The following is a 24,864-nucleotide window of genomic DNA, read 5'->3' as shown; positions in this document are numbered from 1 at the left end:
GACCACCAGCAGCCTTTTCTTTTGTGCGGGAGCCCTCATTTGTAGTACAATGATAGACAATAGTGACAAAACAATGAGCGAGGTAACGAGATGAAGGTAGTACTTTCCACATTAAACGCAAAATTTATTCACACATCGCTTGCGCTGCGCTGCCTGAAAGCCTACAGCGGCGAGCAATTCGATATCGATATTGCCGAATACACGATTAAAGATCCCGTGATGAACATTGTGTCGGATATTTACTCACGCCAGCCTGATGTAGTCGGCTTCTCCTGCTACATTTGGAACATTGAAGAGACAATCACGGTTATCAACATGCTGCGCAAGGTCAGCCCACAGGTGAAAATCATACTCGGCGGACCGGAAGTAAGCTACGACACCGATCATTGGATGGAGCGCATTCCCGAGGTTGATTTTATCGTCGTTGGTGAAGGCGAGGAGACATTCCATCATCTGCTGACCGAGATCGAGGGCGCGGGCAAGTACCATATGGTGTTTGGGCTCGCTTATCGCAAGCAGCGCGAGGGCTATATTGAGGCACTGGTTAATCCGGGTCGTCCGAAGCTGGATCTGGCCACGCTGCCGTCGCCGCATCGATTTGCCGAGGATGTGCCGCATTTAGCCAGCCGCGTCGTTTATTTTGAGACGAGCCGGGGCTGCCCGTTCAGCTGCCAGTTCTGCCTCTCCAGCATCGAGGTGGGCGTTCGTTATTTTGACAAGGAGCGGACGAAGGCGGATATTTTGTATTTGATTGATGCCGGAGCGAAGCTGATTAAATTCGTCGATCGCACGTTTAATATTAAGCGGGATTATGCGCTGGAGATTTTTCAATTTTTGATCGAAAATCATAATGGCTGCGTCTTCCAATTTGAAATTACGGCAGACATTATGCGCCCCGAGGTGCTCGACTATTTGGCTGAGCATGCGCCTCCAGGCGTGTTTCGCTTCGAAATTGGCGTGCAGTCAACGAACGACCCGACGAATGAGGCGGTTCAGCGCAGACAGAACTGGTCTAAGCTCGTGCGGACGGTGACGAAGGTGAAGGAATCGGGCAAAATCGACCAGCATCTCGACTTAATCGCTGGATTGCCGCTCGAAAACTACGATACGTTCAAAGGCACCTTCAACGATGTGTTTGCGCTCGGGCCTGAAGAAATGCAGCTTGGCTTTCTGAAAATGCTGCGCGGCACAGGTCTGCGCAACGACGCTGACAAATGGGGCTACATCTACATGGACCGTGCACCTTACGAAATGCTCGGCAATGACCTGATGCCGTTCGGCGACATTGTGCGCATGAAGCGAGTCGAGGACGTGCTGGAGAAATATTGGAATGCACACCGGATGGACCGCACGCTTATGTATTTGGTCGAGCAGGTTTTCCCGTCGCCGTTCGATTTCTTCCAGGACTTTGGCGACTATTGGGAGGAGCGGGGCTGGCAGAAAATCGGTCATCAGCTGGAGGATTTATTTTCCCGGCTGTGGTCGTTCCTGAACAGCTACAAGCATGAGCAGCAAGCGGCTGGCGAAGCTGGTCCGGATATGGACGTCATTATGGGGCTGATGAAATACGATTATTTCCTCAACCATAAATATAAGCCGCGCAAAACGTGGTGGGAGTTCACGATGGACAAAGCGGTATGGGGAAGCCATATGCGCAGTCTCGTCGAACGCCCGGAGAAGGTGTCTGAATCATTCGCGGCGCTTGGCATGTCGGAGAAGGAGCTGCATAAGCATGCCGTTATCGAACGGCTGCCATTTGATCTGGAGGCGTATTTGGCGGACGGCTCGATTCAGAAAAATACGCATACGCTGCTCGTCGTTCTGTATGCGATGGAGGCTGGCAGCAGCAAGCCAACGCCTAAGCCTTATATGTTGAAGCTGCATCATGATGCGGTAACCGCGTAAAAATGCAGTTCATGTCACTTAAAGTGACGTGGACTGCATTTTTTTATTGACAAACAAAATGTTGCCACCTATATTAATCGTAAAGCGATGATTTCATGTCAGGTTTTTGACGGAAAAGCAATCAGACTGTTAAATGAGGGATACGATTGGTTCAATCTATTGATCGCGCGATGCAAATTATTCAGCTTCTCATGTCTGATCACAGCCGCACTGGGTGGGCGATATCTGATATTTCGGAACGGGTGGACTTGCCGCTAAGTACGACGCACAGACTAATTAGTACGCTGGTGAAGCATGAGCTGATTGTCCAGCTTCCCGAGACGAAGCGCTATCGGCTGGGGCCTAAGTGGATGGAGGTGGGCTTGCAGCAGCTGGAGCAGCTTGATTTGCGCACGGCCGCACGGCCGATCATGGAACGTCTGGCGGATGAATTGAAAGAAGCGGTTTTCCTAAGCATCCCCTATGGCATGTTTTCAATAGTGGTCGATAAAGTAGACAGTAAGGTGAAGCTCCGGGTTGTAGAAAGCTTGGGAGAGCGGATTGCGATGCATATCGGCGCAACGAACAAAGTGATGTTGGCCAATATGAAGCTGGCTGAGGCGGAAGCGATCTTGATTCGGCTGATGGATGACCCAGAGAAGCGCAAGCAGCTGCTATTGACTTTGCCCGGTATTAAGAAGGCGGGATATGCGGTCAGCTACGGCGAGCTTACGGAAGGCACGGCGGCGATTGCTGCCCCGATTATCGGCTTTGGGCGAAAGGTAGTAGGAGCACTTGGGGTTGGCGTCACGGCATCCCAGCTGACAGAGGAGCGTCTGGATTTTCTCAGCAAGCAGGTTATACAGGCTGCTCATGAAATTACGACAACGATTGGCGGTTAAGTCCGCTGGTTCGTTATTTTAGGGGGAGGCGTTTGATCGCCGGTTTCCTGGCCCTCTTTTTCCAATTGTCAAAAGTAAAGTAAATGAAGGATTAAACTGAAAAATAAAGTGTAGACTCGGCGCAGCGATTGGAAGCCGGTCTATACAGGGCGCAAAAAACGCCGGTGACCTTAAGCGGGTGACCGGCGTTTCTCGATTAGCTTTTCGGCATTTTGCTCTCATCCATATACAGCAGGTTCCAGCGGTGACCGTCCAGGTCGGCAAAGGCTGCGCCGTACATCCAGCCGTCATTTTCACTCGGCTTGCTAAAGATGCTTCCTCCAGCAAGCTCCACTTTTTGAATAAAAGCATCCACTTCTTCTCTGCTTGCAGCACTAATAGAAAATATGACTTCTGCGCTATGGGAAGTATCTGCTTTTTTTGAACCTGTAAATTTCTCAAACACCGCATCCGGGAATAGCAAAATCGTTGTTTGGCCTATGGCAAGCTTGGCTCTCTCGGTACCAACGCTCGCCGCATGGAATCCAATCTCATTGAAAAAGGCAGTTGACCTCTCAACATCTTTGACCGGCAGGTTAATCCAAATCTCCTGTGACATGAGTGTAGCCTCCAGTAATATATTTTTAACCACTCCTACTATACTCTATCTCTGGCAGCAGAAGCGAATCAAGGCTACCTCTCGTTGTCCCTCCTCATAAGCGATTGGGCTGGATGCCCATAAGTGGACGAAGCGCCCCAATATTCATCAAGCTTTTGCTGTGAGGATGGATTTAGTGCCTGTCTGCATTCATATCTTATTTCATAAGCACATTTCGGCTATGCCACAGTCGGAGCCTGCTGCCATTCAAGAAAGAAGCGGCAGGACATTGCCTAGAAGGAGGGAATCGCATGGCGGTCATGCGTGATATGCTGCTCTATTTGTCCAAAAACCGTATAGCTAATCGGATGGCGTTGCGCTTTGGGCTTCGCCTTGGGGCGGAACGTTTTGTAGCGGGTGAGACGCTTGCAGCTGCAATGAACAAGGTAGCGGCGCTTAACGAAAGCGGACTTCTCGTTACGCTCGATCATTTGGGCGAATTTACCCGAAGCGAGCCGGAGGCGAAGGAAGCCGCCGAGGAGGTTGTGAGAGGGCTGCAAGCCATTGCCAGCGCGGGTGCTTCCGCCAACGTATCGGTGAAGCTGACGCAGCTGGGGCTGGATATTTCCTATCCGCTATGCCTCAGCCATATGCGAATGATCGTGTCGGAGGCGAAGCGCTTGAACAGCTTTGTGCGCATCGATATGGAGGATTATGCCCGCAATGAGCCGTCGATCCAAATGTATGAGCAGCTGCGCGCTGAGTTCGGCCATCATATCGGCATTGCCTTGCAGGCTTATTTATTCAAAACCGAAGCGGACATGGAGCGGCTGCGCGTGCTGAAGCCAAACTACCGCTTGGTAAAAGGAGCCTACAAGGAGCCGCCGGAGGTCGCCTTCCCTGACAAAGCGGATGTGGATCGCCATTTTATCCATATCATTAAAAAGCAGCTGGACAACGGACATTATGCCGCTGTTGCAACCCATGATGATGCGATTATTGGATGGGTGAAGGGCTACGTCAAGGAGCAGGCGATCAAGGTGGAGCGATTTGAATTTCAAATGCTGTATGGCATTCGCACGGCACTCCAGCAGCAGCTCGCGGAGGAGGGCTACAAGGTGCGTACCTATGTGCCGTACGGAACAGATTGGTACGGCTATTTTATGCGGCGGCTGGCCGAACGGCCGGAAAATGTCTCTTTTGTGCTCAAATCCATGTTCAAACGATAAGCTGGGCTGAAACAGAAATAGCCTTCAGGCTGGAAAGAGGGATGAGGATGAAGGAGAAGGCCAATACGATTGAGCAGACCGAGCGGCTTGGCGCGCATAATTATCACCCGCTGCCGATTGTAATCACCAAGGCGGAGGGCGTGTGGGTCGAGGACCCGCATGGAAAGCGTTACATGGATATGCTTAGCGGGTATTCGGCACTTAATCAAGGGCATCGGCATCCGCGCATTATTGAAGCTTTGAAGAAGCAAGCAGATCTGGTCACGCTGACGTCGCGAGCTTTTTATAATGAGCCGCTTGGGGAATTGCTTGCGCTGCTGACGGAATTGACGGGCAAAAATATGCTGCTTCCGATGAATACAGGAGTAGAAGCGGTAGAGACGGCGGTGAAGGCAGCCCGCAGATACGGCTACCGGGTAAAAGGCATTCCGGCGGGCCAAGCGGATATTATTGTGTGCGCCGGCAATTTTCACGGTCGGACGCTGACCGTTACGTCTTTCTCCTCCGAGCCCTCGTATCGGGAAGATTTTGGCCCGTTTACGCCGGGCTTCACCCTCATTCCCTATGGAGATATTGCGGCACTGGAAGCGGCGATATCTCCGAATACGGCCGCCTTTCTCGTCGAGCCGATTCAAGGGGAGGCGGGCATCGTCATCCCGCCAGACGGATATTTGCGTCAGGCTGCCGCTTTGTGCAAGCAGCATCAGGTGCTGCTGATGGCCGATGAGATACAGACAGGCTTTGGCCGCACGGGCAAGCGCTTCGCCTGTGATTGGGAAGAGGTCACGCCAGATGTTTACATTTTGGGCAAAGCGCTTGGCGGCGGCGTGCTGCCTGTGTCAGCGGTGGCGGCGGACAGCAGCGTCCTGGGAGTGTTTGAGCCGGGCTCGCATGGCTCGACGTTTGGCGGCAATCCGCTGGCGAGCGCCGTAGCTGTCGCATCGCTCCGTGTAACCGAGGACGAGCGCCTAGCGGACAGATCGCTAACGCTGGGCGAGGAGCTGCTCAGCAAGCTGAGCTTGATCAAGCATCCAGATATCGTGGAGGTGCGCGGCAGGGGGCTGTTTATTGCGATCGAGCTGAGAGGAGCGGCGCGTCCATACTGTGAGAAGCTCAAGGAAGCGGGCTTGCTATGCAAGGAGACGCATGAAAAAGTAATTCGGCTCGCGCCGCCGCTTATCATTTCTGAAGACGAGCTTGCATGGGCGGCCGAGCGAATTGCTGGTGTTTTTCAAGCTCTATAAAATCATCCCGTTTCATTCCGTTCTGTTTCATTCATTTGACTAATAGAAGGGTGGAGCTTTCCTATGATTAGTTATGTACCGGAGCCATTTACCGATTTTGCGATTGAGGCGAACAGCAAGGCGCTTGCAGCAGCAATTAGTCAAGTACAGCAGCAGTTGGATCATGTTTACCCGCTTATTATTGGCGGTAGCAGGGTCATGACAGAGGAAATGCACAGCTCCATTAATCCTTCCAGCACGAGCGAGGTCGTAGGGCGGGTATCAAAGGCGAATGCAAAGCAAGCAGAGCAGGCGATAGCGAGCGCTTATGAAACGTTTAGGTCGTGGTCCAAGGTGCCTGTGGCGCATCGGGCGAGATTGCTGTTTAAATCAGCCGCAATTTTGCGCCGCCGCAAGCAAGAGTTTAACGCATGGCTCATGATTGAGGCGGGCAAAACGCGGGGCGAAGCAGACGCCGATACGGCGGAAGCGATCGATTTTCTCGAATATTATGCCCGGCAAATGCTGGAGATGAGTGAAACGGCAGCGAGGAAGCTGGTCGTTCGGCGCGGCGAAGATAACGATCTGCAATATATTCCGCTTGGCGTCGGTGTCGTCATTCCGCCGTGGAACTTTCCGCTGGCGATTATGGCGGGCATGACGACCGCAGCGGTAGTAGCGGGTAACACTGTTGTGCTTAAACCTGCGAGCACGACGCCTGTCATCGCCTATAAGTTCGTCGAAGTGCTGCAGCAGGCGGGGATGCCGCCGGGTGTCGTCCAGTTTTTGCCGGGTAGCGGGGCGGAAATTGGCGATTTGCTCGTGACACATCCGCTAACGCGCTTCATTTCCTTCACGGGTTCGCGAGAAGTCGGACTTAGAATATTCGAGCTGTCAGCCAAAACATCGCCAGGCCAAATTTGGCTTAAACGCTTTGTCGGCGAGCTGGGCGGCAAAGATGCCATCGTCGTCGATAGCGAAGCAGATCTGGAGGCAGCGGCACAAGCGATTGTCGCTTCGGCATTCAGCTTTTCCGGGCAAAAATGCTCGGCCTGCTCCCGGGCCATCGTCCATGAGGATGTGTATGACGAGGTATTGGAACGCTGCACGGAGCTGACGAAGGCGCTGACAGTCGGCAATACAGTAGACTTTAGCAACTATACGGGGCCGGTCATTGATTTGAACGCTTACCGCAAAATTTTCGAATATATCGAAACGGGCAGCAAGGAAGGGCGGCTTGTGACCGGAGGGAAAAAGGCAGAAGGCGACGGCTATTTCATCCAGCCAACGATTATTGCTGATCTCAAACCCGATGCCGCCTTGATGCAGGAGGAGGTTTTTGGCCCTGTGCTCGGCTTCTGCAAGGCTTCCTCCTATGAGGAGGCGCTTGCCATTGCCAATCATACGGAATACGGACTTACAGGAGCTGTATTTTCGACGAACCGCGCAAAGCTGGAGCTGGCGCGCGAGCAGTTCCATGTCGGCAATCTTTATTTTAATCGAAAATGTACAGGAGCCATCGTAGGTGTCCATCCTTTCGGCGGCTTTAATATGTCGGGAACGGATTCCAAAGCCGGTGGCCCGGATTATTTGCTGCAATTTACACAGCTTAAGCTGATTTCGGAGCAGCTGTAAAAAGCTGAAGCGTATGCGAAGCAAGTCCAGCAGGTAAAGGAGGATGGCTTATGCTGCCTGTTAGCCAAACGGATATTTCAATTATCGGCGTCCCGATTGATCTGGGTGCAGACCGCCGCGGCGTCGATATGGGCCCAAGTGCGATTCGCTGTGCGGGTATTGAACAGAAGCTGGAGCAGCTCGGCTATATCGTGCATGATTTGGGCGATCTGGCTGTGCGCCGCCCAGCATCCCGTCCTGAGCCGGGCGAGAAGCTGAAATACGTAGATGAGCTCGTAAGGGTCAATAGCAAGCTGGCGGATAAAACAGCGGAGGAGCTGGGGAAAGGGCGTTTTCCGCTTGTTTTGGGCGGCGACCACAGCATTGCCATTGGCACGATAAAAGGGGTGCAGCGCCATGTCCCGCGCCTGGGCGTATTATGGTTCGACGCCCACTGTGATGCCAATACAGCGGATACAACGCCGTCGGGCAATATTCACGGGATGTCGCTGGCGGTTAGTTTAGGCTATGGCAGCCGTCGCTTGCTTGGAGTAGGAGGCGGCAGACGCGATCCGATCCGGCCGGAGGATGTCGTCATTATCGGAGCGCGCTCGATTGATCCGGGTGAGAAGGCTTTGCTGCGCGAGCTTGGCGTTCGTGTCTATACGATGCAGGATATTGATCGGCGAGGCATGGACCAGGTGATGGAGGAAGCGCTTGGCCGACTTGCGGCGGCAGACGGCGTTCATTTGAGCTTTGATTTGGACGGCCTTGATCCAAACGATGCCCCTGGTGTCGGAACGCCTGTAATCGGCGGGGTGAGTTATCGGGAAAGCCATCTCGCGATGGAGATGCTGGCCGAATCCAAACGGCTAGTATCCGCGGAGTTTGTTGAGGTGAATCCGGTGCTAGATAATCGCAACAGAACGGCCCATACAGCCGTTGAGCTGATCGGTTCTGTTTTCGGCGAGCAGATTATGTAGCGAGGCGGTTTGCCAATTTAACTGGAAATTATGTGCTGAACCGTCCATAATGAAAGGAATGGATTATATCTTTTATAGGATTAAAGCGATAGATATGGATGCTGATGCTCGGCTATGCCGCGTTGCTGGTCCGGGCATCGGCGTCTGATCAGTAAACAGGAGGGAAGCATAGTGGTGGCGGGTTCAATTAAATCGATCAACATTGGGATGCCGCAGCAGGTACCCTATTTGAAGAAAGAGATTCTAACAGGCATTCATAAGCAACCTGTGCAGGAGGCAATCAAGCTGACAGCTGTCTGCTTCGAAGGGGACGGTCAGGCGGACCTGGTCCATCATGGCGGGGAAGATAAGGCGGTGTGCGTATATCCTTTTGAGCATTATGCTTATTGGGAGACGCAGGGGCTGAGGATGGGCTTCGGCGCCTTTGGCGAAAATCTCACGACTCAGGGCATCGTTGAGGAGAATATTCATATTGGCGATACGTTCCAGCTTGGGACGGCAATTGTGCAGGTAAGCCAGCCACGCCAGTCCTGCTTCAAGCTGTCGGTCAAATACGGCTTGCCAGAGCTTCCGCTGCAGGTGCAGCAGACCGGCTATACCGGATTTTATTTTCGCGTGCTGCAGGAAGGTGTCGTTGCGCCTTCGGACTCGCTGATTTGCATGAGCAAGCATCCGGCAGCGTTGTCGATTTCTTACGCCAATCAAATTATGCATGTGGAAAAAACGAATCGGGAGGCCATGGAGCGGCTGCTTGCGGCGCCGGAGTTGTCCAGCAGTTGGAGAGCGACTTTCGTGAAACGTTTGGCCGGACTAGAGACGGATACAGCGGAGCGACTGACGGGCCGAGCAGCGAATAAGGAAGCTGAATAAGCTGTAATCGCAGCGTGATAGGAATACTCAGCTTATATAATAAAGGAATTCTAATACAAGGAGGCACACCCAAATGACAAATTTATTATGGCAGGAAGATAGAGTGACGAGCGCGGAAGAGCTGAAAAGCATGATGACAGAGCCTTCTGAAGCCGTCGTGAAAAAAACGATTTCCATTATTGATTCGCATGCGGCCCATTATTTGGCGATGTCGCCGCTCTTTTTTCTGGCGACCTCGAATGCGTCTGGGGTAGGCGATGTTTCACCACGCGGAGATGAGGCTGGTTTTGTTAAGGTGCTGAATGAGAAGCAAATTGCATTTCCGGATCGTCCGGGCAATAGAAGAATTGACTCGTTGCTGAATGTGATTGAAAACCCGCAAATCGGAATGATTTTTATTATACCAGGGCTGGAGGAAGTGCTGCGTGTGAATGGGCGCGCGAGCCTTACCCGGAATGTTGCGTTTATCAGCAGCATGGAGTGGAAGGGCAAGACGAGCGGCCTTGCCGTTGTCGTTGAAGTCGAGGAATGCTTTATCCACTGCCCACGGGCGTTCAAGCAGGCCGGCTTATGGACGCATGAGCAGTGGCCTTCCAAGGAACAGCTGCCATCCGTTCAAGATTTGTTCAAGGCCCATCTGGAAATCAACGGCTTCCCGATTAATAAATAATCTCAGACTACAAAGGCAGGTACAGTTATGCAATTATCAGAAATGCAAAAGCATGTGAAGGAATTCAGCACTGCTCACGGGTTTGACGAGTCAACGCTCGAGCAAAGGGCGCTTTATCTAGTTACGGAGGTTGGGGAGACGGTGAAGGAGCTGCTGCATCTTTCGTACCACCCCGACCATGAGAAAAAGGAAGAAATCAAAGATCGTCTAGGCCTGGAAATGTACGATATCGTGTGGAATATTTGCGACCTTGCCAATAAGCTGGATATTGACTTGGAGCAGGCTTTTGCGAAAAAGATGGAAATCAACAAAACCCGTACTTGGTAAGGGGAGTCCTGTATGTTTAGGAATTTGGATAAGTCTCCTTAAGAAACTGGACAGACTGGTGAATTAGCGCCTTTAAGACTTCTGTATCAATGTCGGCGATCTTATTGATGTAGACGCATGCCTTGCCGGCTGTATGCTTTCCGAGCTGCTGCAGCAGCACCTCTCGCTGCGTGTCGCCTGTGGCAAAATACAGGCTGATCTTGGCTTTTCTTGGCGAAAAGCCAACTAGAGGTGCCTCCCCGGCATGTCCCGATTCATATTTGTAGTGATACGATCCGAAGCCGATAATGCTCGGCCCCCACATTTTTGCGGGAAGCCCCGTTGTTTCTGTAAAGAGGTCGAGCAGCTTATAAGCGTCTTCCCGTTTCTTCATATTTTCGACCTCTTCAATAAATGCGATGACGCTGTTTTCGGTTTCCTTCGTTTTCAGCTCATACATGTTGAAATGCCTCCAATCACTAATCTAGTGGTTATAAATACGTCTATAGGATTCTCTGAATGAGGTCCCATCCCCCTCGAGCACACTAATCAAGTAGTCGCCAAATTCCTCCCGATACTGAAAATGTAAATTAGCCCCCGTATTCAGAAAAGCAATGATCGTATCGTGGTCCTTGCAAATTTCGGTGATCTGCAGATCATTTTGCTGTGCGTAAAGCTTAAAGCTTTCCCAAAAATGAATCTCGCAATTCTTTATGATTTCTTCTTTGCTGCTGTGGGAGCTGCGGTTTATGAATTTAAGATTTTCCCCGATAAGCTCCTGATTATCATCATAAAAAATTTCCAAAAGCCAGTTTTTAAATTCAAAGCCCAAGATGGTGCCGGTTATAGCGCTATGGCTTTCCTTGCTGCTGCATTTCAGCAACAAATCATTGAAATTACTGTTTTTATGGGCCGGTAAATGGAAGAAACCTTGCTGCCTCAAATAATGGAGGATCGTAAAATCCATACGCTCCATCTCCATGTAAGAGGGGGCTGAGAGTACAGCATTGATGATTCGTTTGTTCCTGAATCGGCTTGTTATTTCGCTTATAAGGAAATCGTCATAGGTTTTGGAATAATGGAAAGTTAGCCGCAAGCCGTTGTCGAGTATGGCTTTCCTGCTGTTTTTGGTTTGTGTGCATGAGCGGATAGTCAAATGATGCTGGGCCGCATAATGCTCGAAATCATGCCAAAAATGGATGTCACACTGTTTTGCAATTTTATGAAAGTTCTTGACTCGGGCCGATTTTTTAAAATCGATAAGCGAGCCATAATATTGGCCATGAACATAGATTAAGGATAAGTCGTAGTGGTGAAATTCAAATTCCAATACCGTACCTTGCTCACTTTTAACACTAGCCTGGCAGGCCGTTAACAGCTCGTGAAAGGTGAAATGTGCGTTTTCTTGTATTTCGAGGAATCCGCCATGCTTAATAAAGGCATGCAGCCCAGCGAACCTATCATTATTTTCTCCTAAGTGAATAGGTAACACCTCTCTTATATTTAAGCGAGTCTTCCTATAAATTATACATGATCATAGAAGGTAAACGCATGCTTCGATTTGCCCGGTACAAATAAAACAGGGATGCAAGAAGGTCGCATCCCTGTTTACCATTCATTTATGTTCCTGTCATTTATGTTCCTGCCTCAAAAAAAGCTTTACGCAGGCACTACGCTGCGGATCACGGTCAGGCTGCCGTCCAGCTCATAGCCGCCAAGGCTTGCCGGAAGCAAGTAGGCTTGGCCTGCTGCTAGAGCGAGCTCGCCGTCTGCCCATTTCAGCTTGCCGCTGCCTTCGGCAACGATCAAGATGACGAAGCTTGTCGCAGGCGTTTCATAGGCTGCTGCGGAGCGGATGATTCCTTTTTCGACAATAAAATAAGGAGATGAGGCAATCGTCAGCCACTGGCCATCAGCAACGCCGTCTGTTGTCATGCGGCTTGCGCCTGCGCCGTCATAAGCAATGACGTTCAGGGAGTCCTCGATATGCAGGTCGCGCAGCTCGCCATCAAGACCAAGACGGTCATAATCATAGAGGCGGTAAGTCGTATCGGAATTTTGCTGAATTTCGGCAACGACTACGCCAGCGCACAGCGCATGAACGGTTCCTGCCGGAATGTAGAAGGCATCGCCTGCTTGAACAGGAACCTCCTGCAGCGTATCCATAATGCGGCCTTCGGCGATTGCAGCTTCCATAGCTGCACGGTCAACGCCGTCCTTCAAGCCGTAAATAATCGTAGCGCCTGGCTTGGCATCAAGAATGTACCACATTTCGGTTTTGCCAAGCTCGCCTTCCGGCAAGCCTTCATATGTATCAGTTGGGTGAACCTGAATCGACAGGTCGTCATTGCAATCCAGCAGCTTGATGAGCAGCGGGAAGCGGCCATTTTTCTCGGAAAAGCCTTTCGTGCCGAACCACTCGCGGCCATAAGCTTCGCGAATTTCGTCGAGGCCTTTGCCAGCAAGCTCGCCATTTATAACCTTCGTTGTACCGTTCGGGTGGTCGCCGATCATCCAGCCTTCGCCAATCGAGCCTTCCGGCAGCGTAAGGCCAAACTGCTCAAGCGCACGGCCACCCCAAATACGTTCCTTCATCTCTGGTTGAAATTGCAGTGGGTATGGTTTAGTCATTACAGTATCTCTCCCTAAGTTAAGTAGTTTAAGCTTCTCGTTTGCCTTTTTTCTCTACGCCAAGCAAATACGGTGCGGCCTTCTTGTGCAGCTGCCGGTACAGCATGGTGGCAGCTGCCTCATCTGGCAGTGCTTCAACCCATTGCTGCACGGCTTGCGCTTCCTCCGCGCCGCCCGGATGACCGGGATAGACGACGCATGTAATGACGCCGCCCGGACGAAGCAGGGCAAGCGCAGCTTCCAGCGCAGCAATTGTAGTCGATGGCTGCGTAATAAGCGACTCGTTGCCTCCAGGCAAAAAGCCGAGATTAAACATGACACCGGCTATATGGCCATGCAGCGCGGCTGGAACGCAATCCGCCATCTGCTCGTGGCTCTGGAGGAAAAGCTGCGTATCCGCGAGCTTTTCCTTGCCGCTGGCACGTATTGCGTCCAGCCGCTCCCGCGTCCGCTCAAGCGCCGCCTGCTGGATGTCGAAGGCGAATACGCTGCCCCGTTCACCGACGAGACGGGCGAGGGCAAGCGTGTCAACGCCGCCGCCCGAGGTGGCATCGATGACGGTATCTCCGGGCTGTGCCCGTTCGGCCATCCAGCGATGCGCCATGGTGAGAACCGATAAAAATCCCATGCTAGCTGTTCACCCACAGCTTTCCTTGCCAAGTGCCGCGCTGACGTAGCTCGTCATCGATCGCATTGAGCACTTCCCATTTCTTGAGGCTCCACATCGGGCCGATGAGCAGGTCGCGAGGGGCATCGCCGGTCAGACGGTGGACGATCATCTCTGGCGGCAAAAACTCCAGCGTGTCGCCAATTAGCTTGACGTATTCGTCCTTCTCCAGAAAGCGCAGCAGTCCAGCCTCATATTGGCGGACCATTGGCGTCTTGCGCATCAGATGCAGCAGATGGATTTTGATGCCCTGCACATCCATGGCAGCAACGGCGCGCCCGGTATCGAGCATCATTTCATGCGTTTCCTGCGGCAGCCCGTAAATAATATGGGCGCAGACGCGGATGCCGCGTGCACGCAGTCGCTTTACAGCATCAATATAGCAGGCGGTATCATGCGCCCGGTTAATCAGCTCCGAGGTCGATTCATGCACCGTCTGGAGTCCCATTTCAACCCAGAGGTAGGTGCGCTCATTGAGCTCTGCCAAATAATCGACGACATCGTCCGGCAGACAGTCGGGGCGAGTGGCAATCGACAGGCCGACAACGCCAGGCTGCTGCAAAATCACTTCATAATATTCGCGAAGCTCTTCTACGGGCGCGTAAGTGTTCGTGTAGGCCTGGAAGTAGCCGATATACTGGGCATCCGGCCATTTTTGATGCTGGCGGTCACGGATATTGTTGAACTGGGTAACGAGATCATCCCGCCGGCTCCCGGCGAAGTCGCCTGATCCGCGCGCGCTGCAGAAGGTGCAGCCGCCCTTGGCAATGGAGCCATCACGATTAGGGCAAGTAAAGCCGGCATCGAGCATGACCTTGAATACTTTGCCGCCGAATTGCTCGCGCATCTCGTAGTTCCATGTATGAAATCTTTTATCGCCCCATAGCAGGGGGTCATTGGTCGGTTCTAATGCTGTTGCTTTTAATGAATTCATTCCGTTCTCCTTCTCTTATAAAAAGGGTGGTGAAAAAATCGGGAAGCGGAGCTTTCAAAATATAAGAATGTATAAGTTTCCCCCTTATACATCGCTTATATTTCACCGCGAAACGTTAGCTTTACCGCCAGAGGACGGCTTTCGACCGTTTACGCTTGCGCAGCGCAGATTCTTACTCACCGCTATTTATTCACTCCCTCTATTTTAACGAAAAAGCGGGCGGAAAGCCACGCCCGATTATGGGCAGTTTGTAAACGTTTCCACTATGCGGAAAACTGGAAATTATTTTTAAGAAAACGAAAAATAGGCTTGCTATACCTTACATGATCTGTTATATTAAAAGTGTGAAATGGCAACAAAAAAACCTAACATAGCTGATTCGTAGCGATTGTCATACAATGTCGTTTGTCTGGAAATAATGAGTTATATTAAACGATGAGGTGATGTCTAATGAGCGAGCAAACTAGAATTCCACATGGCGATGAGAAAGTAACAGTAGAATTAACAGTTAAAGAGCTGATGGCGCTGAGCGGTATCAGATTCCACAATAATCATCATGTTGAAGTATCTGCACGCAAGAAGCTGAATGAAGCGCTGGAAGAAACGTATGAAATCGATAAGTCCAGTGCTCCGATTGATTATCGCTTGCTGATCTGAGCTGCTCTATTTTAGTAGAAGAACCGCGGGGGTGGCCACCCTGCGGTTCTTTTTTTGGCTATCAGCTTTACAATAAGGACGATCTTAGGCACAATAAGGACTAGCTTATATGCGGGAGTTGCCTGCGATTAAGGCAGGCCCGCTATTAAATGGAGGATTCAAATACAATGCGATTAAGAGGAAGAAAAGGAATTCGTGAAAGCCTGGAGGCACAGCCGGAGCTTGTTATTCTGGATGCCGCCCCGCTTAAAGGGAAATGGCGCGATTTTTTCGGCAATGATAACCCGATTTATGTGGAGCTTGGCATGGGCAAGGGCCGTTTTATCAGCCATATGAGCGCGCGCAACCCGCATATTAATTTTATTGGCGTAGATATGTATGACGAGCTGATTCGCCGCGCAGGCGAGAAGGCGCATGCGATTTGGGCTGAGCAGGGCGTTAGCCATCCGCCTAATTTGGCGCTGCTGCGTGCGAATATCGAGCAAATCGAGACGATGTTTGAGCCGGGCGAGCTTGAGCGCATTCATCTGAATTTCAGCGATCCTTGGCCGAAAGCTAAGCATGCCCGTCGCAGGCTGACACATCCGCGTTTTCTGGCGAAATATGGCCAGCTGCTGAATGAGCGGGGAGAGATTCATTTTAAGACCGATTCGATGTCGCTGTTTGAGTTCTCGCTTAACAGCTTTACGGAGATGGAGCTTCAGCTTCGGAACATTTCACTGCATTTGCACAAGGATGAGCCGCGTGAGGAGCTTGTATTTACCGAATATGAGATGAAATTTATGGATAAGGGCCAGCCGATCTACCGTCTGGAAGCTGTAATTGGCTCAGCGGCGCTGGCGAAATTTCGCGAAAATAAGCTGGCGAATGCCCAGCGTGAAGCGGAGCAAAGCGAAGAGGATACAGAAACAGAAGACTAGCATCTCAAACGATTAATTAACAATCCCCGTAGTAAAAAAAACGGGCAAAAGCCAAATACAGCTAGGTTACATGGCAGTAACCCAGCTGTATTGTACGGCGAATGCCGTGACCGTGCCTATAAATGCGCCGACAATAACGTCGGAAGGATAATGCAGCCCCAGGTACATCCTCGACCAGCCTACCGAAACGCCTATAATCGCAGCAATTGGAACCGTAATGACCAGCAGGACGCCGCTCGTAAGCACGATTGGGATGAGCCAGGCGAATATCGCTGTCGTATGCCCGGATGGAAATGACGAATCGACAAGCGGTTTGTGGCTCGTGGTCAAGCCTTCAAGCGCTTGATACGGGCGCAGCCTTTTGAACCAGCGTTTGACTACAAAAACGGGGAGGTGGCTAATGACGACGGTTATGAAGCATTGCCAGCCGGTTGCGTTCCATGGTGATGGAGCGATCAAAGCAAATAGCAGAGAACTGGACAGGGTAAACGTCGCGCCTCCCATATGTGTAATGACGCTGAGCCATTTTCCAAGCCAGCGGTGCAGGCGCTTATGTCCACGTCGGCTATTCGCCCAGACAATGAGCTGCTGCTCGCGCACTCTCAGCCATCCTAACAATTGTTTCATTCCAATCCTCCTGTATAAGTGTGGCGGTTTTCCACTCTAAAGATAGTACCATGTTTTGAGCCCCTGTACGCATACAATTTGTAAAAATCCAGATTAATGTTCCGTTCATACTGTGTTGATGCCAAGGTAACATACCTTCCTTACAATAATAGCCGATAGCATTAAAGAGTAAAGGCGAAGGAGGCGTATGAATGAGACTCGCGCTTTTTACCGATACCTATGAGCCGGAACGAAATGGCGTTGCCCGTTCGCTTGGCCGCTGGAAAGCCTTTTTGCAGCGCAGAGGGGTAGAGTGCTTGGTGCTGGCACCGGAGCGCTCGATCTTTGACTCCAAGGCGGCTATGCAGGCAAGCTCTGTAGAGCGCTTTGCCAGCCTGCCGTTTTTTCTCTACCCGGAGTGCCGCTTGGCGCTGCCGAATCCGCTGCATCTTCGCCATGCCCTGCATGAATTTAGCCCCACCCTCATCCATGTAGCTACCCCATTCAACCTTGGCTTATGTGGCATTCATTATGCCCGCAGACATCAAATTCCGCTGATCGCATCGTATCACACTAATTTTGATCAATATTTGCCGTTTTATAATTTGCAATGGATGGTAAAGATGTTAAGTAGGTATATGGAATGGTTTCATCACGACTGCAAAAAGATATTTGTGCCTTCCACATCTACGCTGCAGGATTTGACCAGGAAAGGATGGGATGCGGAGCGGCTTTCCGTGTGGAGCCGGGGCATAGACACGAGCTTGTTTCATCCCCGGGTTAACCGGGAGCAGCTGCTGGCGCAGCATGACATAAACAACGAATGTTTTGTCGTTTTTTATGCAGGAAGGCTTGCGCCGGAGAAAGATGTCGAAACAGCAATTGAGGCTTTCTCCTCATTCCAAAAGCAAACAAATGCACAAGTAAAGCTGGTGCTGGCAGGTGATGGTCCTTCGTCAGAGGCGCTGCAGCAGCAATGTGCAAGAAGCGGCGTAGCTGCAACCTTCCTTGGCTTTCAAACGTCAGAGGAGTTGCAGAGGTGGTACGCCGCTGCTGATCTTTTTCTATTTCCGTCGGCGACGGAAACGTTCGGCAATGTTGTGCTTGAGGCGATGGCATGCGGTACACCTGTCCTTTGTGCGAACAAGGGCGGCGTGCTCGATTCCGTCTCTCATGGACTGAACGGCATGCTGTGCGAGGCGGGAAGTCCGGCAAGCTTTGCTGCTGCACTTGCGCTTCTGCACGTGGATGAGGAGCGCAGAAGAAATTTGGGCATCAGTGCAAGATTGTTCAGTCTCCGAAAGTCTTGGGATACGATTTTTGATGGTCTTCTTGCGGAATGCGAGTGGCAGTCCGCGCAGGGGAGTTCACCAGTCAGCCACATTATGAGATAAATTTAACGGAAACATTTTCGCGTTTTTTATCGTAAGTAAGGTCAGAAGTGCTAAAAATTCAGCAAATGGATGAAAATAAGGGTGACGCGCCGCAAAAGGAGGTAATGCAGTCATTGGTTAACCATGGTAGCGCTTTTCCGGCTGGAAAACGCTCAATTAAGCTTTTGACAAAAGGAAGCAATGTGTGGAGAATCAAGTAAGGTCAGGGACGCTTTCAGAAAAGCGCCCGTAAACAAGAGAGATATAAAATAACCGCCTGAACGATGAACGTATGCTTGGTCGGCTGCGCCACTCAATTTGGCAAATCAAAAAAAGGGGTCTCAAGGGGGCAGTACCTAAATGTTCAATTCAATTATGTTTGTTGTGCAAATTTTATTTGCAATGCTTGGCCTGTATCAATTGTTTCTGACGTTTTTCGGATGGCATCGCAGAAAAGAGGATTTGTCGCATAAGCCGCAAAAGTCTTTCGCTTTGTTGATCGCCGCTCATAACGAAGAGCAAGTAGTTGGAGCCTTAATCGAGAATTTGCAAAAAATGAAATACCCGCGCGAGCTGTACGATATTTTCGTCATCTGCGACAACTGCACGGATGGAACCGTCGACGTTGTAAAAAGCTATGACGGCGTATACGCCTGCGTTAGGGAAAATCCGACCCAACGCGGTAAAGGCTTCGCGGTGGAATGGATGCTTAAAGAACTGTGGCAAATGCCGCGCAGCTATGATGGCGTTGCGATTTTCGATGCTGACAATCTGGTGGCAACGGACTTCCTGCAATATATGAACAATGATCTGTGCAACGGCTTCCAGGTTGTACAAGGTTATCTGGATACGAAAAATCCGAATGATTCTTGGGTCAGCTCGGCTAATGCCATCAACTACTGGTTCTGTAACCGTCTATGGCAGCTGCCGCGTACGAACCTAGGGCTTGCGAACTTTCTCGGCGGTACGGGCATGGTGTTTGATTCCAAGCTGCTGCAGGAAATGGGCTGGGGAGCTACGAGCCTTGTTGAAGATTTGGAATTTACCGTTCGCTGTATTAAGCGCGGCATTTACCCGAAATTCAACTTTGAAGCTAAAGTATTCGACGAGAAGCCGATTACGTTCCAAGCTTCTGCCCGTCAGCGCCTGCGCTGGATGCAAGGCCACTTTGATGTAACGCGCAAGCATATGCTGCCGCTGCTTTGGCAGGGCATCAAGGATCGCAGCTGGACGAAGATTGACGCTGCTTTGTATGTCTTTAATGCTTACAATTATCTCGCGGGCTTCTTTATAGCCGCTATCATTTGGGGCGACATCTTCCTTTCGGGAGGAGAGCGGGTAACATCCGTTTACAATATGCTGCCGATTTGGGTGTCCATCCCGTATATGCTTTACATTTTCATTCAAATTCCGCTTTCTATGTATTTGGCCAAAGTAAACTGGAAGCTGTACCTGCGCATTCCGACGTTCTTGCTTTTCACCCTGTCGTGGTGGCCAATTACGGTTCATGCCTTCTTTACGCAAAACAACAAGAAGTGGAGCCATACGCAGCATACCCGCGTCATCCGGCTTGAGGAAGTGCAGAGCAAGCAGCTTTAAAACCGCATTTGTGTATGAGGGTCACAATAAGACTTTAAAAGTGTTGACACTGCACTTTCGGCTGTGATATAGTAAGTCGGTAGTGTTTAGGAAACAAATGATGAAATACTGTAACGCACAAGCAGAAGCACCCGCTTCTCACCTTTCGGCTCGCGCTGACCGGTTTGCGATAATCGACTAAGCTTATCTTTTGTGTCTCCTTGTGAGATGAAGGGAATAGCAGCAAACAACGGTTATGGGATGCGGGTTCAATTGAGCCTGTATCCCTTTTATTATGCAAGTATACTCTTTTGGAGGTGGCACGTTATTAGCAGAGAACATCAAATCAATGATGAAATCCGGGCCAGAGAAGTACGTTTAGTTGGTGCGGAAGGCGAGCAAATCGGTATTAAACCCATTCGTGATGCCTTGCAAATGGCCATAGACTTAAGCCTGGATCTGGTGAACGTAGCACCGACGGCTAAACCGCCGGTATGCCGGATTATGGATTACGGAAAATTCCGCTATGAGCAGCAAAAGAAAGAAAAAGAAGCTCGGAAAAACCAAAAGATCGTTGATCTTAAGGAAGTTTGGTTCCGTGCAAACATCGATGAGCACGATTATCAAACGAAATATCGCAATGTTGTGAAATTTCTGGGTGAAGGCGATAAAGTTAAAGCTTCTGTCCGGTTCCGTGGTCGTGAAATTGCGCACGCGTCGCTTGGTCAAAAGATCTTGGATCGTCTCGCTCAAGAGGTTGCCGAAATATGCAGCGTAGAACGCGCTCCTAAGCTGGAAGGCCGGAGCATGATTATGATTTTGGCACCAAAAAGCAACACTTAATTTAAGGGAGGATAATTGACATGCCTAAAATGAAAACACACAGCAGTCTGAAAGACCGTTTCAAAATTACGGGTACTGGTAAAGTAAAGCGTTATAAAGCTTACAAAAACCACTTGCTTTCCCACAAATCCGGACGCCAGAAGCGCGTTCTTGCTGGTCAACCACTGATGGCTGCTGGCGACGTTAAACGCCTGCAACAAGGTCTTAACAATCTTAAATAAGCACGTTTTGCAATAAATACTAATTAGAAACTTTCAGGAGGTCAACACTCATGGCAAGAGTTAAAGGCGGATTTGTCCGCACTCGTCGTCGCAAAAGAATTTTGAAACTGGCAAAAGGTTATTTCGGCTCGAAGCATCGCCTGTTTAAAACAGCGAAGGAGCAAGTAGGCAAGTCCTTGATGTATGCTTACCGCGACCGTCGCAACAAAAAACGTGACATCCGCAGACTGTGGATCGTTCGTATCAATGCAGCAGCTCGTATTAACGGACTGTCATACAGCAAATTCATGTACGGTTTGAAGCTTGCTGGCGTTGAAGTAAACCGCAAAATCCTTGCTGACCTGGCTGTTAACGATCTCGCTTCGTTCAACTCCCTTGCTGGCGTGGCTAAACAAAAAATCAACGCTTAGTAACTGAAGCGTTATAGATGAGGCTGTCCCTTAGGGGGCAGCCTCATTATGATTTATAAAGCTTATTCGTTCCTTGCTTCGATTGGAGGGGTGTACATTTAAGCGTCTAATTCCGGCGGCAGAGGACAAACAAACAGGCGGCTGCTTCTTTCCTGAATAAACTAAAGAACAACGGGAAAGGAGGGATTTTGCATGGGTAACATTACCAAAGAGCAGGCGCGTAAGCTCGCGGGCAAATCCATCTATGCAGTACGCAAAGACGGCTCTGTCGTTACGGGCAAGCTCGTTCGGATCCAGGGCAACAAGCTGACGCTTGCGCCAATTGGCAAAGACAAGGGCAAGTCGGTCAAAACAAAGGCGCTGCTGCCTCTAGTTCTGTTTGATTTGCTGGCAATCGGCACACTTCCATTCTTCGGAGCAGGCTTCGGTGGCGGCTACGGTGGAGGATATGGCGGTGGTTACGGAGGTGGCTATGGTGGCGGTTACGGCGGCGGCCAATGCTGTCCGAACCAAGGCTACAACTATGGTGGCTACTACTAAGTATTTAGTGGAAGAGAGCTGCTGTTTTCAGTATTAAGCAAGCTCTTTGATCATTTCGTAGCAGCGAAGCTCGGGATAATATCGGATGGTCTGATATCCGAGCTTCGTATAAAAATGGCGGGCCTTATCGTTGATTTGATCAACGAACAGGCGGCCCATCGTACAGGAAGCTGCCAAGCCATGAGCTTCGGCTGCTGCCATCAGCTTTGTGCCGCAATGGCGGTTGCGATGCTGGGGGTGCACGGCAAGCATGGAAAACATCAGAATGTCGCCCACCGTTTCAAAATGGATAAAGCCATAGGGCGCAGCTGTTTTTCCTGCTGCCGCAACATAGGTTACGCCGCGGCGAAGGCGCAGAGGCAGCTCGCGTATGACTGTGGCGTCATGTTGATGAGTCGTCCATGATAATGGCATAAGCTCTGACTTGATGAGTCTGATGATTTCTTCATCATCGGTTCGGGCGTTGCGCTCTCGTATCATTAAGATCATTCCTGACTGCATGAGTTTGCCGAATGGTGGCTATTCTAATATATGAAGCGGGGCTGTGCCGTGCGCCCTATTTTTGCTAATATGCTGTTACGGTTTCTTCTTGACTAACGAATAATGTCAGCTTATAATAAAGAAAGTCTTATTCAAACATATGTCATCAGCAATGATGAGGACGAAGTGTTAAGGGCTCTTTTGCTCAGAGAGCGGATGGATCAGCTGCAACCATCGCCAAAACCCCTTTTCTACGAGCTCACCTCGGAGCTGTTTTCCTGAAAAGCACGTCAAGTGGTTATTAGGGAAAATCGCAGGGCACGCGTTACAGTGCTAAAGGTATGGACGGTCAGTGCGCACACGTTCTTACCTGTGGAGGTTATACATCGCAAGATGTGTAACGAATTTGGGTGGTACCACGGAAGTTAAACCTTTCGTCCCTCGATGCTTCTTCTAGAAGCAGGAGGAGCGAAAGGTTTTTTTGTTGTTTTCGAGAGGAGGATGACCGATGGTCACGCAAAATGCAACACTGAAGTCAAAAGAAGAATTAATGGAGAAGCTGAGGCAGCCAGAAGTAATTACGGGTTCTGAAATTTTACTTCGCAGCTTGGTGCTGGAAGGCGTCGATTGCGTATTCGGGTATCCGGGTGGCGCAGTGTTGTACATTTACGATGCGATGCACGGTTTCTCTGATTTCAACCACGTGCTTACCCGCCATGAACAAGGTGCAATTCACGCAGCCGATGGTTATGCTCGCGCAAGCGGCAAGGTAGGGGTTTGTATTGCTACCTCGGGCCCTGGCGCCACCAACCTGGTAACGGGTATTGCTACCGCTTATATGGATTCGGTTCCGTTGGTTGTCATTACTGGTAACGTCATATCGAGCCTGATTGGAACCGACGCGTTCCAGGAAGCTGATATTACAGGCATTACGATGCCGATTACGAAGCACAGCTATCTGGTACGGGATGTAGATGATCTGGCCCGTATTATTCATGAAGCTTTCCATATTGCTAATACAGGACGCAAAGGACCTGTTCTTATTGATATACCGAAAGATATTTCCGCTAACAAGACGCTGTTCAAGCCAGTAACGGATGTCAGCATTCGCGGTTATAGCCCAACTGTATCGCCGAACAAGCTGCAGGTGGACAAAATGATTAAAGCGATCACGGAAGCGGAGCGTCCGCTTATCCTTGCAGGCGGCGGCGTTATTTACTCCGGTGGACATGAAGAGCTGCATGAATTTGTGAAGAAAACCGATATTCCGATTACGACAACGCTGCTTGGCCTAGGGGCGTTCCCAAGTGGAGAAGACTTGTTCCTTGGCATGCCAGGTATGCACGGCACCTATACAGCGAACAAATCGATTCAGAAGGCCGATTTGCTGATTAATATCGGCGCTCGTTTTGATGACCGAGTAACGGGCAAGCTGTCTGGGTTTGCGCCGCATGCGAAGATCATTCATATCGATATCGACCCTGCCGAAATCGGCAAAAACGTGCCAACGGATATTCCGATTGTAGGCGACGTGAAGACAGTGCTGCAAATCGCTAATTTGCAGGCCAAGCGTGCTGACAAAGCGGATGCATGGCGCGCTGAGCTGCTGGCTTCGAAAGCACAATATCCGTTTAGATACAAGGATTCGGAAGATGAGCTGAAGCCGCAATGGGTCGTGGAAATGCTGCACGAGACGACGAACGGCGATGCTATTGTAACAACGGACGTTGGCCAGCATCAAATGTGGGCAGCACAGTTTTACAAGTTCAACAAGCCGCGTTCATGGGTAACCTCCGGCGGCCTTGGAACAATGGGCTTTGGTTTCCCTTCGGCAATCGGTGCTCAGATGGCGAACCCTGACCGCCTTGTTATTTCAATCAATGGCGATGGCGGCATGCAGATGTGTGCGCAGGAGCTGGCGATTTGTGCAATCAACAAGATCCCGGTCAAGGTTGTTATTTTGAACAATCAGGTGCTGGGAATGGTGCGCCAGTGGCAGGAGCTGATTTACGATAATCGCTACAGCCACATTGACCTTTCGGGCAGCCCGGACTTTGTGAAGCTGGCGGAAGCGTATGGTGTGAAAGGCTTCCGCGCGACAAACAAGGAAGAAGCAAAAGCAGTATGGGAAGAGGCACTGCGTCACCCTGGTCCTGCAGTTGTGGAGTTTGTCGTTCGCAAAGAAGAAAATGTATACCCGATGGTCGCACAAGGTAGCACGATCGACGAAATGATCATGGGGGATGCGGAATGATTAAACATACAATCGCAGTAATCGTTAACGACCAGCCTGGCGTTTTGCAGCGTGTGTCCGGTTTGTTCGGCCGCCGCGGCTTCAATATTGAGAGCATCACAGTGGGTACGAGCGAAGAGGTTGGCCTGTCCCGCATGGTCATCGTCACATCTGGCGATGAGCAGACGCTTGAGCAAATTACGAAGCAGCTTTATAAGCTTATTGATGTTATCAAAGTCATTCATCTTAGCTCTAACCCTATTGTTGCCCGCGAGCTGGCGCTTATTAAGGTAAGCGCTGAGCCTGCGACGCGTCCGGAAATTTTCGGAGTAGTCGAAACATTCCGCGCAGCAGTTGTGGATATTGGCACTCATTCCGTTATGGTACAGGTTGTTGGCGATACCGAGAAGATTGATGCAATGGTTGAATTATTGAAGCCTTACGGTATTCGCGAGCTGTCCCGCACCGGTGTAACGGCACTGAACCGCGGCAACAGCCGCTAGCGCTTGAACG

At 50.5% G+C, this 24,864-nt stretch carries 27 protein-coding genes; 20 read left to right on the top strand and 7 right to left on the bottom strand.

Translation table 11 applies throughout. The features are described from left to right. Positions 1–90 precede the first annotated feature (90 nt). Positions 91–1,905, top strand: coding sequence for a B12-binding domain-containing radical SAM protein (locus MHB80_RS21850; protein WP_341278958.1), 1,815 nt, complete (start codon positions 91–93; stop codon positions 1,903–1,905). A 146-nt stretch (positions 1,906–2,051) separates the two neighbouring features. Next, a complete protein-coding gene (locus tag MHB80_RS21845) occupies positions 2,052–2,786 on the top strand; it encodes an IclR family transcriptional regulator (protein WP_341278957.1) in 735 nt (244 codons plus the stop codon). A gap of 196 nt (positions 2,787–2,982) precedes the next feature. Here MHB80_RS21845 and MHB80_RS21840 read toward each other — a convergent pair whose 3' ends face one another. After that, a complete protein-coding gene (locus MHB80_RS21840; protein ID WP_341278956.1) occupies positions 2,983–3,384 on the bottom strand; it encodes a VOC family protein in 402 nt (133 codons plus the stop codon). Positions 3,385–3,674: 290 nt separating this feature from the next. Here MHB80_RS21840 and MHB80_RS21835 point away from each other — a divergent pair, with 290 nt between their 5' ends. From MHB80_RS21835 to MHB80_RS21805, 7 genes are all read left to right on the top strand, one after another. Further along, on the top strand, positions 3,675–4,592 hold the full coding sequence (locus MHB80_RS21835; protein ID WP_341278955.1) for a proline dehydrogenase family protein: 918 nt from the start codon (positions 3,675–3,677) through the stop codon (positions 4,590–4,592). 47 nt (positions 4,593–4,639) lie between these two features. Next, on the top strand, positions 4,640–5,836 hold the full coding sequence (locus tag MHB80_RS21830) for an ornithine--oxo-acid transaminase (RefSeq protein ID WP_341278954.1): 1,197 nt from the start codon (positions 4,640–4,642) through the stop codon (positions 5,834–5,836). A 63-nt stretch (positions 5,837–5,899) separates the two neighbouring features. Next, positions 5,900–7,450 (top strand): L-glutamate gamma-semialdehyde dehydrogenase, encoded by a 1,551-nt coding sequence (gene pruA, locus MHB80_RS21825; protein WP_341278953.1) that lies wholly within the window; start codon positions 5,900–5,902, stop codon positions 7,448–7,450. 50 nt (positions 7,451–7,500) lie between these two features. Beyond that, on the top strand, positions 7,501–8,412 hold the full coding sequence (gene rocF, locus MHB80_RS21820) for an arginase (protein WP_341278952.1): 912 nt from the start codon (positions 7,501–7,503) through the stop codon (positions 8,410–8,412). Between the two features lie 171 nt (positions 8,413–8,583). Next, on the top strand, positions 8,584–9,282 hold the full coding sequence (locus tag MHB80_RS21815; protein WP_341278951.1) for an MOSC domain-containing protein: 699 nt from the start codon (positions 8,584–8,586) through the stop codon (positions 9,280–9,282). A 73-nt stretch (positions 9,283–9,355) separates the two neighbouring features. Next, positions 9,356–9,952 (top strand): MSMEG_1061 family FMN-dependent PPOX-type flavoprotein, encoded by a 597-nt coding sequence (locus tag MHB80_RS21810; RefSeq protein ID WP_341278950.1) that lies wholly within the window; start codon positions 9,356–9,358, stop codon positions 9,950–9,952. Positions 9,953–9,979: 27 nt separating this feature from the next. Then, complete coding sequence (locus tag MHB80_RS21805; RefSeq protein WP_341278949.1) at positions 9,980–10,279, top strand: MazG-like family protein; 300 nt, start codon at positions 9,980–9,982, stop codon at positions 10,277–10,279. Between the two features lie 16 nt (positions 10,280–10,295). Here MHB80_RS21805 and MHB80_RS21800 read toward each other — a convergent pair whose 3' ends face one another. After that, the gene (locus MHB80_RS21800; RefSeq protein ID WP_341278948.1) at positions 10,296–10,718 is read right to left on the bottom strand and encodes a DUF1801 domain-containing protein; all 423 of its coding nucleotides are present in this window, start codon (positions 10,716–10,718) and stop codon (positions 10,296–10,298) included. A 165-nt stretch (positions 10,719–10,883) separates the two neighbouring features. Between MHB80_RS21800 and MHB80_RS21795 the strand changes: the two genes are divergently transcribed. Then, positions 10,884–11,177 carry a hypothetical protein gene (locus MHB80_RS21795; protein WP_341278947.1) on the top strand — a complete coding sequence of 98 codons (294 nt, stop codon included), beginning with the start codon at positions 10,884–10,886 and terminating at the stop codon, positions 11,175–11,177. Positions 11,178–11,917: 740 nt separating this feature from the next. Here MHB80_RS21795 and MHB80_RS21790 read toward each other — a convergent pair. The 3 genes from MHB80_RS21790 to MHB80_RS21780 are packed head-to-tail and all read right to left on the bottom strand — an operon-like array spanning position 11,918 to position 14,490. Beyond that, positions 11,918–12,889, bottom strand: a complete 972-nt coding sequence (locus MHB80_RS21790; protein ID WP_341278946.1) for a type I phosphomannose isomerase catalytic subunit — start codon at positions 12,887–12,889, stop codon at positions 11,918–11,920. 28 nt (positions 12,890–12,917) lie between these two features. Then, entirely contained in the window at positions 12,918–13,517 is a 600-nt protein-coding gene (locus MHB80_RS21785) for a class I SAM-dependent methyltransferase (protein ID WP_341278945.1), read from the bottom strand. Between the two features lies 1 nt (position 13,518). Continuing rightward, the gene (locus tag MHB80_RS21780; protein WP_341278944.1) at positions 13,519–14,490 is read right to left on the bottom strand and encodes a TIGR01212 family radical SAM protein; all 972 of its coding nucleotides are present in this window, start codon (positions 14,488–14,490) and stop codon (positions 13,519–13,521) included. A 450-nt stretch (positions 14,491–14,940) separates the two neighbouring features. Between MHB80_RS21780 and MHB80_RS21775 the strand changes: the two genes are divergently transcribed. Together MHB80_RS21775 and trmB are read left to right on the top strand one after the other, a co-directional pair. Beyond that, the gene (locus MHB80_RS21775; protein WP_341278943.1) at positions 14,941–15,147 is read left to right on the top strand and encodes a hypothetical protein; all 207 of its coding nucleotides are present in this window, start codon (positions 14,941–14,943) and stop codon (positions 15,145–15,147) included. 167 nt (positions 15,148–15,314) lie between these two features. Beyond that, the gene (gene trmB, locus MHB80_RS21770) at positions 15,315–16,067 is read left to right on the top strand and encodes a tRNA (guanosine(46)-N7)-methyltransferase TrmB (protein ID WP_341278942.1); all 753 of its coding nucleotides are present in this window, start codon (positions 15,315–15,317) and stop codon (positions 16,065–16,067) included. A gap of 66 nt (positions 16,068–16,133) precedes the next feature. On the opposite strand, the gene MHB80_RS21765 is transcribed toward trmB, so the two are convergent. Next, positions 16,134–16,694, bottom strand: coding sequence for a phosphatase PAP2 family protein (locus MHB80_RS21765; RefSeq protein ID WP_341278941.1), 561 nt, complete (start codon positions 16,692–16,694; stop codon positions 16,134–16,136). A 191-nt stretch (positions 16,695–16,885) separates the two neighbouring features. Here MHB80_RS21765 and MHB80_RS21760 point away from each other — a divergent pair, with 191 nt between their 5' ends. The 6 genes from MHB80_RS21760 (at position 16,886) to MHB80_RS21735 (ending at position 21,638) form a co-directional block, all read left to right on the top strand. Continuing rightward, positions 16,886–18,067 carry a glycosyltransferase family 1 protein gene (locus MHB80_RS21760; RefSeq protein WP_341278940.1) on the top strand — a complete coding sequence of 394 codons (1,182 nt, stop codon included), beginning with the start codon at positions 16,886–16,888 and terminating at the stop codon, positions 18,065–18,067. A gap of 339 nt (positions 18,068–18,406) precedes the next feature. Beyond that, entirely contained in the window at positions 18,407–19,645 is a 1,239-nt protein-coding gene (locus MHB80_RS21755; RefSeq protein ID WP_341278939.1) for a glycosyltransferase family 2 protein, read from the top strand. A gap of 240 nt (positions 19,646–19,885) precedes the next feature. Beyond that, complete coding sequence (gene infC / locus MHB80_RS21750) at positions 19,886–20,467, top strand: translation initiation factor IF-3 (protein WP_341283046.1); 582 nt, start codon at positions 19,886–19,888, stop codon at positions 20,465–20,467. Positions 20,468–20,487: 20 nt separating this feature from the next. Beyond that, a complete protein-coding gene (gene rpmI / locus MHB80_RS21745; protein ID WP_046232963.1) occupies positions 20,488–20,688 on the top strand; it encodes a 50S ribosomal protein L35 in 201 nt (66 codons plus the stop codon). 50 nt (positions 20,689–20,738) lie between these two features. Then, positions 20,739–21,098: a 50S ribosomal protein L20 gene (gene rplT, locus MHB80_RS21740; protein ID WP_338552495.1), complete on the top strand. Its 360-nt coding sequence runs from the start codon at positions 20,739–20,741 to the stop codon at positions 21,096–21,098. 192 nt (positions 21,099–21,290) lie between these two features. Then, complete coding sequence (locus MHB80_RS21735; protein WP_341278938.1) at positions 21,291–21,638, top strand: hypothetical protein; 348 nt, start codon at positions 21,291–21,293, stop codon at positions 21,636–21,638. Positions 21,639–21,671: 33 nt separating this feature from the next. Here MHB80_RS21735 and MHB80_RS21730 read toward each other — a convergent pair whose 3' ends face one another. Continuing rightward, on the bottom strand, positions 21,672–22,118 hold the full coding sequence (locus MHB80_RS21730; RefSeq protein WP_341278937.1) for a GNAT family N-acetyltransferase: 447 nt from the start codon (positions 22,116–22,118) through the stop codon (positions 21,672–21,674). Between the two features lie 508 nt (positions 22,119–22,626). Between MHB80_RS21730 and ilvB the strand changes: the two genes are divergently transcribed. Further along, complete coding sequence (ilvB, locus tag MHB80_RS21725) at positions 22,627–24,372, top strand: biosynthetic-type acetolactate synthase large subunit (RefSeq protein ID WP_341278936.1); 1,746 nt, start codon at positions 22,627–22,629, stop codon at positions 24,370–24,372. Further along, positions 24,369–24,854, top strand: a complete 486-nt coding sequence (ilvN, locus tag MHB80_RS21720; protein ID WP_341278935.1) for an acetolactate synthase small subunit — start codon at positions 24,369–24,371, stop codon at positions 24,852–24,854. Before ilvB ends, ilvN begins: the two co-directional genes overlap by 4 nt. Positions 24,855–24,864: the final 10 nt, after the last annotated feature.

The sequence above is a fragment of the Paenibacillus sp. FSL H8-0537 genome, assembly GCF_038051995.1.
Classification (GTDB): domain Bacteria; phylum Bacillota; class Bacilli; order Paenibacillales; family Paenibacillaceae; genus Pristimantibacillus.
Note: the sequence above shows the minus strand (reverse complement) of the source record. Positions and strands in the feature narration are given on the sequence as shown.

Excerpts from the sequence above, each read along its gene's own strand:
- MHB80_RS21850 (WP_341278958.1), top strand. The coding sequence starts at position 91 with ATGAAGGTAGTACTTTCCACATTAAACGCAAAATTTATTCACACATCG.
- MHB80_RS21840 (WP_341278956.1), bottom strand. The coding sequence starts at position 3,384 with ATGTCACAGGAGATTTGGATTAACCTGCCGGTCAAAGATGTTGAGAGG.
- MHB80_RS21835 (WP_341278955.1), top strand. The coding sequence starts at position 3,675 with ATGGCGGTCATGCGTGATATGCTGCTCTATTTGTCCAAAAACCGTATA.
- MHB80_RS21830 (WP_341278954.1), top strand. The coding sequence starts at position 4,640 with ATGAAGGAGAAGGCCAATACGATTGAGCAGACCGAGCGGCTTGGCGCG.
- pruA (WP_341278953.1), top strand. The coding sequence starts at position 5,900 with ATGATTAGTTATGTACCGGAGCCATTTACCGATTTTGCGATTGAGGCG.
- rocF (WP_341278952.1), top strand. The coding sequence starts at position 7,501 with ATGCTGCCTGTTAGCCAAACGGATATTTCAATTATCGGCGTCCCGATT.
- MHB80_RS21810 (WP_341278950.1), top strand. The coding sequence starts at position 9,356 with ATGACAAATTTATTATGGCAGGAAGATAGAGTGACGAGCGCGGAAGAG.
- MHB80_RS21805 (WP_341278949.1), top strand. The coding sequence starts at position 9,980 with ATGCAATTATCAGAAATGCAAAAGCATGTGAAGGAATTCAGCACTGCT.
- MHB80_RS21800 (WP_341278948.1), bottom strand. The coding sequence starts at position 10,718 with ATGTATGAGCTGAAAACGAAGGAAACCGAAAACAGCGTCATCGCATTT.
- MHB80_RS21790 (WP_341278946.1), bottom strand. The coding sequence starts at position 12,889 with ATGACTAAACCATACCCACTGCAATTTCAACCAGAGATGAAGGAACGT.
- MHB80_RS21785 (WP_341278945.1), bottom strand. The coding sequence starts at position 13,517 with ATGGGATTTTTATCGGTTCTCACCATGGCGCATCGCTGGATGGCCGAA.
- MHB80_RS21780 (WP_341278944.1), bottom strand. The coding sequence starts at position 14,490 with ATGAATTCATTAAAAGCAACAGCATTAGAACCGACCAATGACCCCCTG.
- MHB80_RS21775 (WP_341278943.1), top strand. The coding sequence starts at position 14,941 with ATGAGCGAGCAAACTAGAATTCCACATGGCGATGAGAAAGTAACAGTA.
- trmB (WP_341278942.1), top strand. The coding sequence starts at position 15,315 with ATGCGATTAAGAGGAAGAAAAGGAATTCGTGAAAGCCTGGAGGCACAG.
- MHB80_RS21765 (WP_341278941.1), bottom strand. The coding sequence starts at position 16,694 with ATGAAACAATTGTTAGGATGGCTGAGAGTGCGCGAGCAGCAGCTCATT.
- MHB80_RS21760 (WP_341278940.1), top strand. The coding sequence starts at position 16,886 with ATGAGACTCGCGCTTTTTACCGATACCTATGAGCCGGAACGAAATGGC.
- MHB80_RS21755 (WP_341278939.1), top strand. The coding sequence starts at position 18,407 with ATGTTCAATTCAATTATGTTTGTTGTGCAAATTTTATTTGCAATGCTT.
- infC (WP_341283046.1), top strand. The coding sequence starts at position 19,886 with ATGCGGGTTCAATTGAGCCTGTATCCCTTTTATTATGCAAGTATACTC.
- rpmI (WP_046232963.1), top strand. The coding sequence starts at position 20,488 with ATGCCTAAAATGAAAACACACAGCAGTCTGAAAGACCGTTTCAAAATT.
- rplT (WP_338552495.1), top strand. The coding sequence starts at position 20,739 with ATGGCAAGAGTTAAAGGCGGATTTGTCCGCACTCGTCGTCGCAAAAGA.
- MHB80_RS21735 (WP_341278938.1), top strand. The coding sequence starts at position 21,291 with ATGGGTAACATTACCAAAGAGCAGGCGCGTAAGCTCGCGGGCAAATCC.
- MHB80_RS21730 (WP_341278937.1), bottom strand. The coding sequence starts at position 22,118 with ATGATACGAGAGCGCAACGCCCGAACCGATGATGAAGAAATCATCAGA.
- ilvB (WP_341278936.1), top strand. The coding sequence starts at position 22,627 with ATGGTCACGCAAAATGCAACACTGAAGTCAAAAGAAGAATTAATGGAG.
- ilvN (WP_341278935.1), top strand. The coding sequence starts at position 24,369 with ATGATTAAACATACAATCGCAGTAATCGTTAACGACCAGCCTGGCGTT.